Origin of the sequence: Paenibacillus sp. XY044 (assembly GCF_002257645.1) — a bacterium.
In the GTDB taxonomy this organism is placed as follows: domain Bacteria; phylum Bacillota; class Bacilli; order Paenibacillales; family Paenibacillaceae; genus Paenibacillus_AQ.
Genome location: NZ_NQMO01000007.1, coordinates 52,772 through 69,588, shown reverse-complemented (window position 1 = coordinate 69,588; position 16,817 = coordinate 52,772). Strand labels below are relative to the sequence as shown.

The 16,817-nt window shown below is 42.7% G+C and carries 17 protein-coding genes and 3 pseudogenes; 15 read left to right on the top strand and 5 right to left on the bottom strand.

Annotated features, from left to right (window positions below; genetic code table 11):
- Nucleotides 1-18 precede the first annotated feature (18 nt).
- The gene (locus tag CJP46_RS24775) at nt 19-753 is read left to right on the top strand and encodes a response regulator transcription factor (protein ID WP_094598320.1); all 735 of its coding nucleotides are present in this window, start codon (nt 19-21) and stop codon (nt 751-753) included.
- A gap of 60 nt (nt 754-813) precedes the next feature.
- On the opposite strand, the gene CJP46_RS36875 is transcribed toward CJP46_RS24775, so the two are convergent.
- Nucleotides 814-1,053, bottom strand: a complete 240-nt coding sequence (locus CJP46_RS36875; RefSeq protein WP_218831053.1) for a hypothetical protein — start codon at nt 1,051-1,053, stop codon at nt 814-816.
- Between the two features lie 110 nt (nt 1,054-1,163).
- Here CJP46_RS36875 and CJP46_RS24770 point away from each other — a divergent pair, with 110 nt between their 5' ends.
- On the top strand, nt 1,164-1,580 hold the full coding sequence (locus tag CJP46_RS24770) for a VOC family protein (protein ID WP_094598319.1): 417 nt from the start codon (nt 1,164-1,166) through the stop codon (nt 1,578-1,580).
- Nucleotides 1,581-1,659: 79 nt separating this feature from the next.
- On the opposite strand, the gene CJP46_RS36680 is transcribed toward CJP46_RS24770, so the two are convergent.
- Nucleotides 1,660-1,806 (bottom strand): SRPBCC family protein, encoded by a 147-nt coding sequence (locus CJP46_RS36680; RefSeq protein WP_179281314.1) that lies wholly within the window; start codon nt 1,804-1,806, stop codon nt 1,660-1,662.
- 9 nt (nt 1,807-1,815) lie between these two features.
- Nucleotides 1,816-2,772 (bottom strand): sigma-70 family RNA polymerase sigma factor, encoded by a 957-nt coding sequence (locus tag CJP46_RS24765; protein WP_094598318.1) that lies wholly within the window; start codon nt 2,770-2,772, stop codon nt 1,816-1,818.
- A 1,255-nt stretch (nt 2,773-4,027) separates the two neighbouring features.
- On the opposite strand from CJP46_RS24765, the gene CJP46_RS24760 reads away from it, so the two are divergent.
- From CJP46_RS24760 to CJP46_RS36870, 5 genes and pseudogenes are all read left to right on the top strand, one after another.
- Nucleotides 4,028-5,692 (top strand): P-loop domain-containing protein, encoded by a 1,665-nt coding sequence (locus CJP46_RS24760; RefSeq protein ID WP_094598317.1) that lies wholly within the window; start codon nt 4,028-4,030, stop codon nt 5,690-5,692.
- A 215-nt stretch (nt 5,693-5,907) separates the two neighbouring features.
- A pseudogene (locus CJP46_RS37205) lies at nt 5,908-6,192 on the top strand (NAD(P)/FAD-dependent oxidoreductase); the annotation flags it as partial.
- Between the two features lie 5 nt (nt 6,193-6,197).
- Nucleotides 6,198-6,614, top strand: a complete 417-nt coding sequence (locus CJP46_RS37200; RefSeq protein ID WP_256992510.1) for an NAD(P)/FAD-dependent oxidoreductase — start codon at nt 6,198-6,200, stop codon at nt 6,612-6,614.
- 44 nt (nt 6,615-6,658) lie between these two features.
- The gene (locus tag CJP46_RS36675; protein WP_373558034.1) at nt 6,659-6,817 is read left to right on the top strand and encodes a sigma factor; all 159 of its coding nucleotides are present in this window, start codon (nt 6,659-6,661) and stop codon (nt 6,815-6,817) included.
- 176 nt (nt 6,818-6,993) lie between these two features.
- A pseudogene (locus tag CJP46_RS36870) lies at nt 6,994-7,118 on the top strand (IS256 family transposase); the annotation flags it as partial.
- Nucleotides 7,119-7,433: 315 nt separating this feature from the next.
- On the opposite strand, the gene CJP46_RS24745 reads toward CJP46_RS36870, so the two are convergent.
- Entirely contained in the window at nt 7,434-8,348 is a 915-nt protein-coding gene (locus CJP46_RS24745; protein WP_143813026.1) for a glycosyltransferase family A protein, read from the bottom strand.
- A 156-nt stretch (nt 8,349-8,504) separates the two neighbouring features.
- On the opposite strand from CJP46_RS24745, the gene CJP46_RS24740 reads away from it, so the two are divergent.
- From CJP46_RS24740 to CJP46_RS24725, 4 genes are all read left to right on the top strand, one after another.
- Nucleotides 8,505-9,200: a glycosyltransferase gene (locus tag CJP46_RS24740; protein WP_143813025.1), complete on the top strand. Its 696-nt coding sequence runs from the start codon at nt 8,505-8,507 to the stop codon at nt 9,198-9,200.
- A gap of 124 nt (nt 9,201-9,324) precedes the next feature.
- The gene (locus CJP46_RS24735; protein ID WP_094598314.1) at nt 9,325-10,317 is read left to right on the top strand and encodes a sugar phosphate nucleotidyltransferase; all 993 of its coding nucleotides are present in this window, start codon (nt 9,325-9,327) and stop codon (nt 10,315-10,317) included.
- Nucleotides 10,314-11,606 carry a UDP-glucose dehydrogenase family protein gene (locus CJP46_RS24730; protein ID WP_094598313.1) on the top strand — a complete coding sequence of 431 codons (1,293 nt, stop codon included), beginning with the start codon at nt 10,314-10,316 and terminating at the stop codon, nt 11,604-11,606. The genes CJP46_RS24735 and CJP46_RS24730 overlap by 4 nt, the downstream gene beginning before the upstream one ends.
- 525 nt (nt 11,607-12,131) lie before the next feature.
- Complete coding sequence (locus CJP46_RS24725) at nt 12,132-12,767, top strand: TVP38/TMEM64 family protein (protein WP_094598312.1); 636 nt, start codon at nt 12,132-12,134, stop codon at nt 12,765-12,767.
- 601 nt (nt 12,768-13,368) lie between these two features.
- Here CJP46_RS24725 and CJP46_RS37195 read toward each other — a convergent pair.
- Nucleotides 13,369-13,627: pseudogene (locus CJP46_RS37195) on the bottom strand (glutamine amidotransferase-related protein); the annotation flags it as partial.
- A 474-nt stretch (nt 13,628-14,101) separates the two neighbouring features.
- Here CJP46_RS37195 and CJP46_RS24720 point away from each other — a divergent pair.
- The 4 genes from CJP46_RS24720 (at nt 14,102) to CJP46_RS24705 (ending at nt 16,714) form a co-directional block, all read left to right on the top strand.
- Nucleotides 14,102-14,680 (top strand): TetR/AcrR family transcriptional regulator, encoded by a 579-nt coding sequence (locus CJP46_RS24720; RefSeq protein WP_094598311.1) that lies wholly within the window; start codon nt 14,102-14,104, stop codon nt 14,678-14,680.
- A 111-nt stretch (nt 14,681-14,791) separates the two neighbouring features.
- Nucleotides 14,792-15,595, top strand: a complete 804-nt coding sequence (locus CJP46_RS24715) for a CPBP family intramembrane glutamic endopeptidase (RefSeq protein WP_094598310.1) — start codon at nt 14,792-14,794, stop codon at nt 15,593-15,595.
- Between the two features lie 240 nt (nt 15,596-15,835).
- Entirely contained in the window at nt 15,836-16,291 is a 456-nt protein-coding gene (locus tag CJP46_RS24710) for an anthrone oxygenase family protein (protein WP_143813024.1), read from the top strand.
- 219 nt (nt 16,292-16,510) lie between these two features.
- On the top strand, nt 16,511-16,714 hold the full coding sequence (locus tag CJP46_RS24705) for a TM2 domain-containing protein (protein ID WP_094598308.1): 204 nt from the start codon (nt 16,511-16,513) through the stop codon (nt 16,712-16,714).
- The last annotated feature ends 103 nt before the right edge of the window (nt 16,715-16,817 follow it).

The window sequence follows — 16,817 nt, the reverse complement described above, 5'->3', positions numbered from 1 at the left end:
GTAGGAGGGCGATTGAAAATGATGACAAACCATAGAAGAGTTTTACTAGTTGATGACGAGACACGCATTCGCAACATTCTGCGAATGTATTTGGAGTTAGAAGGATTCATAGTCGAAGAAGCTCCGAATGGTACACAAGCCATCCAAAGATATGGTGAGAACCACGCAAATTATGATTTGATCGTGCTGGATTGGTTACTGCCTGACATGAATGGGATTGAGGTTTGCAAGCGTATGAAACAGACACAACCTGATATTCCGATTCTGTTGTTATCTGGGCGATCGGAAGAAAAGGACCGCATTGAAGGTTTTGAAGCGGGAGCAGACGATTACGTCATCAAGCCATTTAGCCCAAGGGAAATTGTGCTGCGTATCCAAAACATGATAACCCGTGTATATTCTCCGAGTTCTTATGTTTCTGAAACCGATGATTTGCTAAATAACGCTTTCATGATTGGTGAAATTGTGCTTTATCCTTCAGCACGCCGTGTTATGGTGAAACAAAATGAGGTCCATCTGACTCCGAAAGAATATGATCTGCTCTATTTCCTGATCACACATCAAGAAAAAGTATATTCTCGTGAAGTATTGCATACTGAAGTTTGGAAGCCATCGCACAGAGGGATTTACGACCGGCGTACAGTAGATACCCACATTAAACGCCTGCGTGATAAGCTATTCTCCTATTACCCGGAAGGAAATGGATGGATTCGGACATTATGGGGACATGGGTATATGTTCAAAAAAATTTAATTTTTGCGATATCAAAAATGCATTAAAAATGGACGGAAGAGGCATCATTTGAACTTGTTTTTAACGGATTCTTATTGAAGAAATACACGCGTGGAGTGCATCGGGAATTACAAGTTCATTGCCTTCAATGGTAATATCGAACACATGACTTGAATCATCCGCGCGTGTATTTTTTAAGCCCGAAGGCAGCTCTATTGTCCATTTCTCATACTGCAGCTTCAAACGCGATTTACTGCCAAAAGAATAAGCAACCTTACGGGAATGGCGGGTATCCGAACTCAATACCAAGTTATTTTTCAAAATTTACGCTTCCGAATCCATGAAACCGATGAATTCCCGGATCGGCTGTCGTCTATATAAACGAAGGCATAAATGAACACAAACTAATTTGACGAAGAGGTGTTTTAAAAATGGCATTAACGTCCGCATTCACGAGCTTCAACCTGCCTGTAAAAAACGTAGAACAATCGAAAGGGTTCTTCACCGGACTCGGATTCGAGCTCAACCCGCAATTCCCCGAGAACGAGAATTCGGTAGCCATCGTGATCGGCGACAACCTGCAGGTCATGCTGATCAATCAAACATTCTTTAATACGCTCACGGAGAAGGAATCCGTCGATACGAGCAAGTATGCGCAGATGACGATCGCATTGGCCTTCGAGAGCCGGGAAAAGGTCGATGAAATCGTGAATACCGCGGTCTCGATGGGCGGGAAATTGCACGCTGAACCTGAAAATCATGGATTCATGTATCATTGGGGATTCGTGGACTTGGACGGCCATCTGTGGGCCATTAACTACATGAACATGGATGCGGCACAAGGTTAAGGCTAACGGAGAGCACGCTCGTACTAGGGTTCAAAAAGAAAGACGCCGGGCATCTTCCCCGGCGTCTTCTTCGCGATGATTAGTTTTGTTCGGTATAGGCTTTGAAATTGTCCTTGATCGCTTGCCAGCCTGCTTGCTGGAACTCGACCGGATTGGAGCTTTCCGCGTCGAACGTTTCAATGACCTTCGTCGTTTGGTTATTCTCAATTATATAGACGTAAGCCAATGACGAAATTCATTGGTCAATTCGCTCAGGCAGCCCAAATAGCGAAAATAATGGCGTATGAATGAAGTTTTGAACGTGCAGGATTTGATTTTCTTTGGTTTCGATGACGTGGATGCCCCAGGGTACCAGGCCAGAGCCCTCTTTGCCCGGCATATACTGGGCCAACGCCGGATAACCGCCATTCACCGTAATGGGCACAAATCGCGAACCTTCGCAATGCCAGCGAGTAAGCGAATAGAAGGCGGACAAATCTTCCTTGCCGCGGATCCACATCTCGAAGGGCGGCATCGACATGCAGCCTTCCTCGTGGAACAACGCTACGAGCGCAGCAATATCGAATTGCTCGAAGGCCTCCACATACCGGGACAGCAGCTGCTGCTCCGGTTGAACGTCCATGTTGCTGAGCTCATCCGAGCGAAGCTGCGCCCGTTCCATCGTCTCTCGGGCTCTTTGCAAAGCGCTGTTCACCGCTGCCGGCGACATCGCCAACGTTTCCGCGATCTGCTTGGAGGACCATTCAAATACATCCTTCAAAATGAGTACCGCGCGCTGCCGCGGAGGCAAGGTCTGCAGGAGAGCGATGAAGCACAGTCGAAGGGTATCTCTGCGGACGAGACGATCCTCCGGATTGCCCCCAAAGTCGGGAGACGGCCAGATCCAGGCAGAGTCCGGCAGCGTGTCGTGCGGCTCGACGATGGCGACGGCCGGGTCGAACAGGTCAACGGGAAGCGCGCGGCGTTTGGATTGTCTCAGCTTGTCCAAGCACAGGTTGGATGCAATCCGATAGACCCAAGTTTTGAACGAGGAATCCTGTCTGAACGTGCTCCAGCTCTGCCAGACCCGGATACTCGTCTCCTGAACGGCATCGTCCGCATCGTCCATGGAGCCTAGCATTCGGTAACAGAACGAGGTTAAGCCCGGCTTCAAGCTTGCAAATAATGGTTCATCAAATGCGGTCTCGTTCATCGCGGCCTCCCTTAATGATCTCCCCGAAGGGTGGTACCTTCATTATATGCAATGAAGCGGACAGTCTAAATCCGAATAAATAGGCAGGATTTATTTACCCTTGCCTATACTTTAGAAATAAATCGCAATACCTCACGCCATTGGAGCTATCCTGCCTGTTAGTTGAGAAAACGGCATCCGAGTAGTATCCGGTATGCCGTCTTCTTGTTGTAAAGTTTACACAATTTCTTCAGAAAACTGGGCTGCTTTAGATTCTAATTCATCAACGTTATTGGGTATTCTTATGTCCAAGCATTTTTCATCCCAAGGGACACCCAGAAGTTTGGCATGTAAGACTGGATCATACATTTGATTATAAAACTGGTTCATTTATATTAAACCATAAACAATTAGAAAATTAAATTTCCATTCTTCAATCTAAGCTCCTACGATAGAAGCATGTAGTTTTTAGTTTGAGTTATGAAGCACTAAGAAAACTTTATTTTCTTTTGACAGTGGAGACGAAAATATATTCGAGTGCGACAAGCTGATGCCCGCATAAACGGAGTTACAAAGCTAAACTGGCTTCAAGCATTGAACTAACGGGCAGATTACTTTAGCATGAATTCGGAAAGTTTCAAGGGTTTGGGATAATTATAATTAATCTTTCCCTTTATTGTGGGTGAACTTTATGTTATGATCCTGTTGCTGTAAAAATAAATCGTAACGAGGTGAGGACAATGAATACAAAAACAATATATACGTCCTATCCTCATATTACTTTTTAGTTACTTTTTACGAATTCATTAGGCTCTGAGGGTAGTATCCCCCTCAGGGCTTTTATATTTAGGCAGAAGGAACGTTTAAGCTTTCTTGCCGGTCTATGACAGCCACTCAGGGAGTGGCTGTTATTTTTTTAGGCCATAAGATTGGTCAAGGCAACAATAGTGGTTTTATTTTGAAATGGGTCGGGATTTAATCGTTTGGGGGAATATGTATTGAACTTGAATTACCTAGGATGGAATTCATTTTTCGCGGAAAATTTCAAACCGTGCCGGTTTAGGTTTGAGCAGGCTCATACCTGGAGATTGGTGGGCGATCCGTTTTGTCGTTGCCTTGTTCCAAAGGATAAGGGGCCCCCTTCTTGAGATATCGTTTCAACTTCGGCACTTTTTTCCGTTATTCACCGCTCTTTTCAAATATGAAAGGATGATGCTTTATTAAAAGACTCGCTCAATATTTTCGCTCATTACAATCCGGACAGTCATCTTACAGTATGATTTATGAAGGTTCATACTATGATCAAGGGGTTACGATAAGTGACCCAACCTATTGGAATAATGATGTTGCCTATTACATTGAACGGACACATAAACTCACACTAGATATACCATGTATCACCATAAAAATACCTTTTGACCGTCTCGGCTTAGATGAAAATATGGATCAGGTTGTTCTCTCAGATTTTGCATTAAGAGGATGGGTTAATCATATTGAGGCATTAAATGAATTGATTTATAACCGGTCACGTTCTGATAAAGAAAATGGTGCTTTTTATTGTTTTCGTCCAACCAATGTGGTGTTGCAACGTAATGCATCCTTTGTCGAAGTCATCTTGGAAAAAAGATATCTATGCTTAATGATTACAGTTCAACTTCCATTCAAGAATAATGATAAAGCTATGCGCATGCTCTGCAAAATGCTTCCAAAAGAAGTGGAAGAGTTAATAGCCAACTTTGATCTTACCAAATTATATGCTGCCTATGAATTGGTAAAAAAACAAAATATGATTCGCGAATGGCTGAAATCCAGTGATTATATAGCGTTTATTGCGAATGGCAGCATTTTGCCAAGAAATAAAGACAACAGCGGGCCATTGGAGGGAGCCTTGCCTTTTATATCCCCGGAAGATGTTGAAGTTGAAATCTGTGGTTTGCGAGGAATGGGAATAAAACAGGGTGTAACGGTCATCACCGGCGGTGGTTACTCGGGTAAAAGCACATTTCTGGATGCGCTGAATTCGGGGATTTACAATCACAGCATAGGTGATGGACGAGAATTTGTGATTACAGATCAAAGTGCAATGGAAATATCCGCAGAGGAAGGCCGTTCCATAAACAATATCAATATCACGCCTTTCATAAAATGGATACCCAATCGTTCGGCTGAACAGTTTTCGACTGACTACGCCTCAGGTTCCACATCTCAAGCCGCAAATATCATGGAGGCAATTAACTACGGGTGTAAGCTCCTTCTTATTGATGAAGACAGAAGTGCGACGAATTTTATGATTCAAGACACTAAAATGCGTTCATTAATCAAGCGTGAACCCATTACACCTTTTACTGAACGTGTAAGGGAGCTATATGAAGCTGTTGGCGTATCTTCCGTTCTTGTTATTGGAGGTAGCAGTGAATTTTTATCCGTTGCTGACCAAATCATCCTGATGGACAATTTTGTGCCCAAAAACGTAACCCAGCAAGCAAAAAAATTATGCGAAGATGACATACCACGAGAACGTATCCCCTTTACAAAATGGGAGATAGGTAGAATAATAACCTCCGATCACTTTACGAGCTATCCACAAGGCAGTGGTAGAGAAAAGTTGGTGGTTTCGGCTATGGGATACATGGTAATAGGCGATGAACAAATTGATATCAGAGGGCTTTACAATATCACATCACACGCCCAGCTTGCAGCTATAGCCTTTTTAATCCGTAAAATCGCTATAAGTAATCAGGATCGCCTCATCATTCTACATGATAAGATTAAAAAAGCTCTTGAAGATATGGAAAGAGAAGGAGTGGATATTGTATTTTCTTCTTCTTTTTCTGGCTTCGAAAGATGGCTTGAATTACCAAGAATTCATGAAGTATTATCTGTCATAAACCGAATGAAACATTTGAATTTTATTCAGCTTGAGCCCTCTGAACACCTCTAATTACGACATATTAATGGTTTGCATGTTACTACGCAACGGGCAGGTTAACAGAATGAACCATCACTTCACCGATGCAGACGCACCGCTTAGATTGATATCATTACGTTAAGGGGCAGATCTACTCAACATACTTGCCCGAAGGATCGGTTGATTAAACCAGCCCATGCAATGATTTCCCATTCGTTCGTTTCCGATGTCACAAATCAGAGGCGACGATCGCCGTTGCGGGAGCGGGCATCAGCGGCGTTGAAACATCCGCTGAACTGGCGCTTGAGATGCGGAAGGAAGCATCGTCGCTAGGACTGAACCCTACCGATATCTCTGTCTATTTGCTCAGCGGACAGAAACGGTTGTTCCAGGAAGGGCCCGAAATAGTCGGAAAAAAATTGGATCGGTTTCTCGCCGAATACGGCGTAAAAGTACTTTACAACCGTAAGGTGATGCAGGCGGAAGCAGGAGCGGTGAAGCTCAGTAATGGCGATCGTTTGCCGGTTGGCCTATGTGTATGGACCATTGGTCTGATCCCGAATCCGGCCCTTCGGAGTATGGGATTGCCGCTTCTCCCGATGGTCAAGTGCTGGTGGATGAATGCTATCGCCTCAAAGGGGCGCTGGGCGTATACAGCATTGGCGACTGTGCGAGAATCGTCGATCCGAGAAACGGTAAGGCGGATCTGATGAGGGCCGGAGAAGGTACGCTGCAGGCAGATAGACTGGGGAAAGTCGTAATGGCCGATCTGGAGGGCCGCCCCGCGCCGGTTCACAAATCCTCCAGCTCGATACTGGATTTCTTTTGCATCGGCTTGGGGGAGAATCGCGGATTTGTATGGGGACGCAAATGGGGTCTTAACATGATCATAACGGGAAAGCTGGGGTGGAAAATCAGGAGACTGGCATTGGATAAAGGCAGTATGCTGCGCTAGCAACGAGATACCAATACCAACAGCAGGAAAAGGTGAGACGGCGAATGGAGGAACTGTACGGTCAATATAGGGCGCTGCTGTTTATGCTGGCATATCAGTTGACAGGCTCCGCTGCAGACGCGGAAGATGCGGTGCAGGATGTGTTGTTAAGGCATGTGGCGTACATCCCGAACGAATGTAGGAACCTAGGGCTAAAATGGTAACCAATCGCTGCCTCGATCTGCAGAAGTCGGGCGGAAGAGCAGAGAAGTGTGCGTAGCCCCCCCCCGTACTGATTCGGACGCCGGGGCGGATACACTCGAGATGTCGATCGTCCGCCGCGCTACCGCAGATCCCGTGCTGATGCTCCGAATAAAAAGTGGCTCACAGATGTAACGGAATTCAAGTACGGCAATGGCCGAGGATCAAGGAACTGGCGAAAAATTGCCGAACGGTCGACGATGTACACGAGATTCTGAGAGCCTGTTTAAGGATACGATTCAGCAACTGTTTGAAGCGGAGATTTTTGTAAGACGACAAGAATATACACGCTTAATAGCCGCGAAGCCGCGGCTTTTTTTGTTTTAACGATATATGTTCTTGTCAAAACCCGACGACAAGAACATACGAAGTTCGGGCTGATATTGCTTGCCTTCTAATGAGTTGTTCAGTAGCCAGAAATTTAGGGGAACAATTTTCAGCCTCATTATGTCATGGCTTCGCCGCCGGATTTATGCAGAGGGAGCTGTGATCCGCCATGGGCTCCGGGCGATGTACGACCGCGGTGTTGACAAGCTTATTGCCGTTACCGTGAGCTTGAGTATTGGTTAATATCATGCGTCATGGGTGATTTTTCCTGGACTTAAAATAATGAAAAAGGGCATTTTCTAACTTTTCTCCCTGTGATCCATAGTTACTAGCAGATACCGTATTATCTTTTTTTCCTTTAAGCATGCTGTTGTTGTCACCATGCCCAAGTACCCAGGTGACCAAAGGGAATTTGACGATTTTATAGGGTCTGCGCAAAGCTCTCAAGTTCCGGATTACTTTTGGATGGGCTTTGAGAACGAGGTGAAACGGCTCTTTTATCGCACTGTTCGTTTTTGGAGCCAGCGGAAAATCTTTATTAGCAAAATAAAAGACTTCACTGCTGCCGCATCCTATATAAAAACGTTTCTTCCTCAACCATGCCTCTTTTTTTACTAAATTCACCATCATTCCCGTGTCTATCACAAAATCCTTCCTCAAAGGCTGCGATCGAACATATTGTACGAGCCTATGATGTGCCCAGTCATCCGAATCGAAAGGCATAAAATAGCCGGAAAATCCTATTTTTCTTAAATACGCTCCAATCACTTTGCGTTTACGCATTTTGTCTTTGCTGAATCCTTTTGGATTCGATGGGGGTGGAAAGTTTACAGACAACCATGTTACACGTTTATGCCGTATTTCCTTAATGTTAGGCTTTTCATGACCTGCAACAATCACACGAAAATGGGGGTCCGTATTGTTTAGAATCGATCGCAATGTTTTTGCCAAGTTGGACTGAACGTTATTCCAATTTCGAGAAACGGTTTTACTTTTCAAAGATATTGCAAATGCCACTTCTGCCTTGTTCTTGTTGACGTGTTTGTTTAAAAAGTATGCTTCCACCCGCTTTAATTGTTCTTTGATCGAATCTACCGAGCTTATATGGCGACTCAATGAGTATCCTCCTTTATCGACCCATTTGTCTTTGCTGTACGTTCTCTTCACATTCCGTTGCTCCTTTAGCTTATGCCGAAATTGGTACAATGGACTGGGTTTCAATCGGGTACAGCCGCCGTTACTTTGTAAAAATGATTACATATATTAATTTCAAAAAATATAATTGATTCAATTTCATCCATGCGGAGAAAGGGCTGGTAATCGTTGGTTTCCATTATCGCTTGTACGGAGCGGCCTTCATTTATGAACAATCTATTCGCAAATTATGAACGGCAAAGTTATAAAGATAAAGAAATGATCATTGTTTTAAACCGGGATGACATGGACATTAACAAGTGGAGAAGAAAAGCGAGTCAATATAAGAACGTGTCTGTTTATCGAGTCCCTCAGAGATATCAGTTAGGCAAATGTTTGAATTTTGGCATTCAGAGGGCAAAACATAGCATTATAGCAAAATTCGATGATGATGATTATTACGGCCGCTACTATTTGGAAGAGTCCGTCAATAAAATGCGTAGACAAAACGTTCCCGTCATTGGGAAAGGTGCCTGTTTTATATATTTTGAACCCAAAAATGCACTTATGTTATTTAGAGGAAGCAGACAAAACCAATATCAGGGCTTCGTTAAGGGCGGTACGTTGATGTTTAAGAAATCTGTGTGGAGTAAAGTAAAGTTTAATGAAAAAAAGCTGCATGGAAGCGATGTTGCCTTTTTGCGCGGATGCAAAAAAAGAGGATATAAAATTTATTCCGTGTCGAAATATAATTATGTTTGTATAAGGAGAAAAGATATAAATTCCCATACGCAAAAAACATCCACGAAAGAGTACATGGGTAGATGTAAATTAGTCAAGAATACAACACGCTTTATTCCATATGTAACTAAAAAAGTTTTGTAGTGGCATGTGCCGCGGCCCAGTTAATCTGGGCCATATTTTTTTTGTCAGATTGTCCATGCGAATATAGCAGCTATTTCATAAATTAGTAGCAGAACAATATTTAAGTGAATAGGAGGAAGACACGATGAAAGGTCTTATACTATGCGCTGGCAAAGGAACAAGACTATATCCTTTTACCCTCGCGTATCCCAAAACACTAATACCTGTGGCCAATAGACCTTTACTAGAGCTATGTATTGAGAAATTAAAGAAGCAGGGCATTACGGAGATCGGGATCGTCATTCATCCTTCGCATGAGGCTGCAATCAAGGAACAGGCGGGTACAGGAGAGCGATGGGGGGCGAATATAACTTATATTTATCAAACAGATCCCAAAGGTATTTCACATGCGATCAGGCAGGCTGAACATTTTATCGGCAACGATTGTTTTCTACTTCTGTTAGGGGATAATTTGATTTTGGACGAGTTGACCGAATTGACAAAACTAGTAAAGACGAATGGTTGCCACGCGGCGCTAATGTTGTCTGAAGTGAAAAATCCTCAAGACTACGGAATCGTGGAAGTAATCAATAACCGCATTGTCCGACTGGAGGAAAAGCCTATCGTCCCAAAGTCCAATCTGGCTATTATCGGCGCATTCGCGTTTACTAACACCATATTCAGCGCCTCCGCAGCGATTGGGCCTTCTCCCAGAGGAGAATACGAAATAACCGAGGCCATTCAATGGATGTTGGACCAAGGGTGTTCGGTATCCTACTATCTTTCAACAAAGCCTAATATGGATGTAGGTACGTTGGAAAGATGGCTGGAAGCTAATCGCATGATGCTGGATAACGGCAAGGAACCCGGAGAAATTGACGGGACAGCGGTTTTGGATAATTGCAAGATCATCGCTCCCGTACGGATCGGTCAAAATTGTGTACTCAAGGATTGTGAAATCGGCCCCTATGTTTCTATTAGCGCCGGCAGTAACATTGAGGGATGCCGGATCGAGAACAGCATTATTTTGAATGACGTACACTTGAAACAAGCGGTAAATCCGATAAAAAACAGCGTGATCGGTTTTCAATCCATGATGGTTGGCCTTCATTCGCCAAGAAAGGTAGGAGACGGGTGAATATTTTAGTGATAGGTACGGGATATGTCGGCACTACTACTGCTCTCGTATTTGCAGAAATCGGCTGGAATGTGACGGGTTTGGATGTAAATCCGCAAAAAATCAAGCTCCTCCGACAAGGGAAGCTCCATTTTTATGAACCTGGATTGGAGGACCTGTTGAAAAAACATCTTGGGACGAAACGAATTCGATTTACAACAGACAAGAAGAAGGCCATAAAAGACAACGATATTATTTTCATTTGTGTCGGGACGCCTTCCCTTCCTGACGGCAGCGCCGATTTGCGATATGTGAAACAGGTGGCGGAAGATATAGGCAAACATATGAACAGTGATAAATTGATTATCAATAAAAGCACGGTTCCTGTTGGCACGCAAGAATTAATCACTGCATGGACAAGAGATGCACAGACGGCTCTTATTCCATTTGAAGTCGTATCCAACCCTGAATTTTTACGGGAAGGTAAAGCGTTAATGGATGCGCTGCAGCCGGACCGGATTATTATCGGAACGAATAGTGAAAACGCAGCAAAACGAATCGGAAAGCTGTACGAGTCGATGCAATGCCCCATCATAGTCACTACGCCAAGAACTGCCGAGTTCACAAAATATGCGGCGAACGCTTTTTTGGCAACAAAAATTTCGTTCATCAATGAGTTGGCCAAACTATCGGACCGGCTGGGCGTAAATGTAAAAGAAGTGGCGTACGGTATCGGACTAGATAACCGAATTGGGATAAGCTTTCTCCAAGCGGGCATCGGATATGGCGGCTCCTGCTTCCCAAAAGATGTAGCTGCACTGCTGAACATGGCCAAACACAATGACGTAGAACTTAAGCTGTTGAAGAGAGTCGTTCATGTCAATCAGACACAACACTTGTATATGCTTCAAAAAGTTCGTGAGCGGATCGGAAACTTGGCGGGTAAGAAAGTCGCCCTATTAGGTCTTGCTTTTAAGCCGGATACCGACGATATTCGGGAAGCGCCTGCCATTCGTATGATCCAAAAATTGCGTAACGAAATGGCATACGTCCAAGTATACGATCCGATAGCCACACTGCCTCCCGAGCTTATGGATGAGAGTATTAAATTCGGCAGTAGTCCGGAAGAAACGATGGAGGGAGCAGATGCGGCCATAATCTGTACGGAGTGGCCAATGTTTCTTGAAATAGACTGGGTTCAAGTCAAAGACAGTATGAATGCGCCTAACTTGTTTGACGGAAGAAACTTGTTGGATGCCGATCAAATGAAGTGCATCGGCTTCTATTACCAAGGAATTGGCTATGATTAGCCTTAAAACCGTTTTTCTTTTTGATCGCCCACGACAAACGTGGCGTATTCGCAACCTACATCACCCGCGAGCTCGAATATGATGCACCATTAGATTTCATTCAAGGCATGTTAGGGAATGAAAAAGCATCAACCACTCAAATTTAATGCCCAGTTGCGCGGGGAATGCCGGCGAGAACTTACCGACTGTACTTTTATCATACTTTACGAAAGTGGAGCAGTATGCCGCGGCAACTGCACCACTTTTTTTGGCTAAGGGGTTAGGTAATTACCTGGATTTTGACGAAATGTACTTAAGCTATCGGGTACACTAGTTCAATACATCATGGAGATTAAATCCTCTCCCTAGAAGCAAACTAGACTTATAGCTTCTAAAGGAAGGCTTAGTTATTGAATTTGAGTGAGTTATGGAGGGGAATCCCAATTTCAAACATACCTTTTTTGAATTTGTCGAATATACGCCCGGAAAACAAGCGATCCTGTAGTATAATGAAATCACTTGTAGTTATAGGGGGAAACACATTCTATGTTTGGCGCTGAGATCAGTATAATAGAGTATTTTACGGAGCAAAACATCGAACTCTTTTTGGAGCGTTTCCGCTCGCTGGGGCCACTGCCCGGCATGCTGCTAACTTTTCTAAAATCCTTCGTTCCGCCACTGCCTACTATCGTGATCGTCGGCGCCAATGCCGCCATCTATGGATTGTGGCTGGGTTTTTTATATTCGTGGATCGGCCTTGTAACGGGCAGTATTCTTACGTTTTGGCTTTTTCGCAAAGCGTCGGATACACCATTTATTCAACGCTGGGCGGTCAGGCCCAAAGTACGGATGGCCATGGTATGGGCGCAGAGGAACGGGTTTAGCTTCGTTTTTCTCTTAAGCATGCTTCCGATAGGACCGTTCGTAGTCATTAACATGGCCGCGGGATTAACGCGAATGCCGACGGTTTCCTTTGCGGCAGCCGTAACTCTAGGCAAAGGTGTCATGGTATTCTGCGTTTCCTATATCGGAATGCATCTGTCCGATTTTATTGCCCAGCCCGTCAAGTTAATCGGAGTGGCGTTATTTATTGCGGCTTCCATATGGTTGAACCGTAGGCTGCAGGCCTATTTTACGTCCTCGGCAGCTGTGGCATCCGAGCCCTCGAACACTATGGAATAAAGCGGGGAGAGAACTTGGAGTTAGATTATAAATATTAGAACAATGAAGATCCTAGCTGGGAATATTTCTGTGAGATAAAGGAATCCTGTTTTCCATAATGCGCATTTAAAATAAAAAAAACATCTGATGATCATTCGCTTAAAGTATGAAGAGCTTTCTACCACTTATTGCAATGAAAGTGATGGATAATCCAAGTACTGAAAATAAAATGCTTATGGAAATGATGATGGGTAAGTTGCCAGATTAGATAACTGGTAAAATTTCAGTGATTTAGGATCGGCAGCAGATGTAAGACGACAAAAACATACTCGTTTAATAGCCGCGTAGCTGCGGCTATTTGTGCTTTTATCGATATATATTCTTGTCAAAACCCGACGACAAGAACATATATCGTTTGCCGAAAAAGACAAGAACATATATGGTTAACCGTGGTTGATAAGGATTATCAATTAATTATTCATATGGTAAAATCAAGTAAATCTTATAAGACTGAAGAATCAAACGATTATTAGCAAATCGTCGTAGCCGATATCGCGTCATGACGGTACTGCCACGAAATCTACTCCAGCCTTATTAATTCGCGTTTTTGCTCCCACTAGTCCTTACCCCTGAGTTGATGCGACATCATATACATTCCTTTACAAATGCCCAAATAGGCTATCCAAGATCGTAGATCGCAGGATCCACGAGCGGGGAATATTCTTCGCAAACGCTAGCCCGGTCCTCCTTAGAACACAATGCCCTTCAGCAGCAATTCGATGTTCTGTTCAAAGACGTATATAGGGTAATAACACACGATATACACCCAAGTCACGTATACGTCGCGCTATCAGCTGGTTTATATTATCCCTATGAATCACGATTGAAACTGACTTGCAAGTCTAAAAAAGCGTATCACTAAGAATAAAAATAGTCAACTGATGTTACTTCCGTACTGATACTGTGTTTTGATATTGTAACCAGAATAGCGAGGAAGCGAATCGAGATCGGCTATTCGGTTTCTGCACAATGCGATACAAAACTGTAAGAAGAAAATAATAAAAAACTTGTTTATTCGAATTAATCTGGGTATGAACGACTGTATTCAGGGTGTTTAATATCATTGTCAAGTAGTCAATTACAGAACCACTGCGGGTACTTTTACCTTTTGTTGATCCCACAATGACATTTTTAAGCAACAGTTACAGGGTGATATTAATATCACAACACAATATCAAGATAGAAGAACATCGACATCGCTTGACTAATTTCTTTCAGAATGCTAACCTCTTTTTAGACTTGCAAGTCAGTTTTTTTTGTGATCCACAAAATTTACAGTGAAAGGTAGATCAAATTTGAGTAAAGATAGAATTATTAAAGCTGCCATTGAGGTGTTTTCCGAGAATGAATATCACCGTGCAAGCATGGATGAAATTGCCCTACGTGCGCAGGTAGCCAAAGGCACTCTATATTACAATTTCCCAGGAAAATCACAGTTGTTTAAAACGGTTGTCAAGAGTACATTTGAGGACTTTATTCGGCGGATGGAGGCTGACCTACAATCTTCAATTCCGCTCAAGGATAAAATTCAGCAAACGATTCGTCACCATCTTGATTTGTTTCTGGAATCCCGCCATTTGTCACATATTGTATTCAATGATATTTCCAATGGGTTTGAGGAAGACGTCCTGGATGAATTAAAACTGCTCAGACAGGAGCATCTCAATTTCTTGGCAAATATTCTGGAAGAAGGAAAGTGCGATGAAAATTATCTCCGTGATCTAGACTCGCATATAGCTGCGGTCAGCATTATCGGTACACTTGAGAGCACCTCGAAGTACTTTCTTAGCCATCAGAATGAATATTCCCGCGATGACTTGGAACGTCAAGTCTCTACGATGATTACCATGAGCTTGTTTAATTCGATCGTATAGCACAATTTTCTTTTTAGGTTTATAAAACAGGTATATTAGTTCAAAAAATGACAATGAAAAACGAACCGTTCCTACAATCAACCATTATCACAAATAGGAGTTATTGAAATTATGGTCATAAATAATAAATCCTCAAATCATCCTTGGATCTTTTTCTTGCTGGTTTTCATCCTCGCAATTCCTTTCTGGTTGTTTGGAATGGTAGCTGAACAATTTCTGCAGAAAGAAATCCCCATAAATATTCCCATAAGTGCGCTCATGTTTGTTTGTCCGATGATCGCGGCTTTGATTCTTGTCTATAGGAATAATGGGCCAGACGGCATAAAACAACTATTAAATAAAACTTTTAATAGAAGGATCATGAGAAGGATCTGGTATGTACCCATCTTTCTCATTGAGCCTATTATTATGTTTTTGGGATTTGGATTAATGAAATTATTGGATGGATCTATCCCTGTCTTGCAATTAACCATATTGAAGATACTATCCTTGTTCCTAGTGTTTTTAATCGCAGGAATATGTGAGGAGATAGGCTGGCAAGGATATGCCTATGACACGCTAGAGAATCGGTGGAATGCTTTAGGGGCAAGTATCATGTTAGGGGTTGTGTGGCAAATATGGCATATCATACCCCATGTTCAACTCCACCCACCAGAATGGATATTGTGGCAATGTATGGGTTCAGTGTTGCTGCGAGTTCTGATCGTTTGGGTTTACAAAAACACAGGAAATAATGTACTTGCAGCAGCCATATTCCATACTATGAATAATGTTTGTTCGTTTTTGCTTCCCAATTACGATTCAAGTATCGCCCCATTCTCTATCTTTATCATCACAGCATTTGTAGTTTTAATCGTTACATTTCTTTGGGGTTCTAAAACATTAGCTCAATATAGATTCACGCATAATATCTAACATGATGTGTCGATATTATGATGATGATTTTCGATCAGTATCAACATACTCTAATATGGCATTACACCACTTGGAAACGGGATTTTAGTTTCATCAACAAAGTTGAGTTTCAAAGATGACATGAGCCAGATTGACGAGTCAATGCATTTTAACAGCTAAAGAAATGAATTAATAAAGGGGGAGTAATAACTGAGAATTACACAGGCATTGTTGTATGCTAGTTTGGTTTGTACGGGGATTATGAGCGGCTTCATTGTCGCCTTTGCCATCGCAATAATGCCAGGGTTAAACCAGACGGGCTCATTGTCAGCAGTTCACTCGATGAATGCGATCAACCACGCTATTGGCGGTAGTCCACTTTTTTTTATTCTCTTTTGGGGCACGGGGCTGCTGCACATAGTATGGCTGGTGATAGTTTTGAAAAACCTCAAAATCCCTTTCGCGTGGCTTGTTATTTGCGCTGCTGGGATCTATCTTTGCGGGGTATTGTTCGTAACGCTGCGTTTGAATGTTCCTTTGAATAAAGAAATGGCTGTATTGGATTTAACGATTTCAAGAAATGATCTTCTCGCAGGAGATATTCTAGAAAGGTGGATATTTTGGAATCAAATGCGTGCAGTCTCGAGTCTCATGTCTGTACTCTTGTTAGCGATTTATTTACGTGCAATTTATTTCTTGAATCATGGAATCAAGTGATAGATTGGGTATCTAACTATCACTATCTTGGAACTATTACAATGATTTTGGCATATGGATTAATTCAAGCTTAAAATGGGGGATTTGAACCCTTGCAATTGGAATTTTGGAATATACTGGATTTATTCTTGTTGTGGTTTGGTTTTATTGTTAGTTCTGAGTTATGATTTTCGAATCATGATTTATGTCGCTTTAATTCAACGAAGGAGAAATGCTGAGATGAAAAGTAGGTTAGCAGCTGGTGTATTTGGAATCGTACTTGGAAGTTTTGGGGTTCACAAGTTTTATTTAGGACAAATAGGGTGGGGCATTCTATACCTGTTGTTCTGCTGGACATCTATTCCAGGCATCATAGGTATTATAGAAGGTATTCTATACTTAACGAAAAGCGATGAGGAATTTAACGAACAATTTAATCGATAAGTTGGAGACATCCGCAAGAGCCAATCTTATTGCAATTTTTGTTCGGTGAAGAAATTATTAATAATTGGTATTATTATAAATTATTAAAGTATGGCAAGTGAGG

What these genes read in the sequence shown, in the direction of transcription:
- CJP46_RS24725 (WP_094598312.1), top strand. Translation starts at nt 12,132, where the DNA reads ATGTTTGGCGCTGAGATCAGTATAATAGAGTATTTTACGGAGCAAAAC.
- CJP46_RS24715 (WP_094598310.1), top strand. Translation starts at nt 14,792, where the DNA reads ATGGTCATAAATAATAAATCCTCAAATCATCCTTGGATCTTTTTCTTG.
- CJP46_RS36675 (WP_373558034.1), top strand. Translation starts at nt 6,659, where the DNA reads ATGGAGGAACTGTACGGTCAATATAGGGCGCTGCTGTTTATGCTGGCA.
- CJP46_RS24705 (WP_094598308.1), top strand. Translation starts at nt 16,511, where the DNA reads ATGAAAAGTAGGTTAGCAGCTGGTGTATTTGGAATCGTACTTGGAAGT.
- CJP46_RS24710 (WP_143813024.1), top strand. Translation starts at nt 15,836, where the DNA reads ATGAGCGGCTTCATTGTCGCCTTTGCCATCGCAATAATGCCAGGGTTA.
- CJP46_RS24760 (WP_094598317.1), top strand. Translation starts at nt 4,028, where the DNA reads ATGATTTATGAAGGTTCATACTATGATCAAGGGGTTACGATAAGTGAC.
- CJP46_RS24770 (WP_094598319.1), top strand. Translation starts at nt 1,164, where the DNA reads ATGGCATTAACGTCCGCATTCACGAGCTTCAACCTGCCTGTAAAAAAC.
- CJP46_RS24775 (WP_094598320.1), top strand. Translation starts at nt 19, where the DNA reads ATGATGACAAACCATAGAAGAGTTTTACTAGTTGATGACGAGACACGC.
- CJP46_RS24735 (WP_094598314.1), top strand. Translation starts at nt 9,325, where the DNA reads ATGAAAGGTCTTATACTATGCGCTGGCAAAGGAACAAGACTATATCCT.
- CJP46_RS24765 (WP_094598318.1), bottom strand. Translation starts at nt 2,772, where the DNA reads ATGAACGAGACCGCATTTGATGAACCATTATTTGCAAGCTTGAAGCCG.
- CJP46_RS37200 (WP_256992510.1), top strand. Translation starts at nt 6,198, where the DNA reads ATGGACCATTGGTCTGATCCCGAATCCGGCCCTTCGGAGTATGGGATT.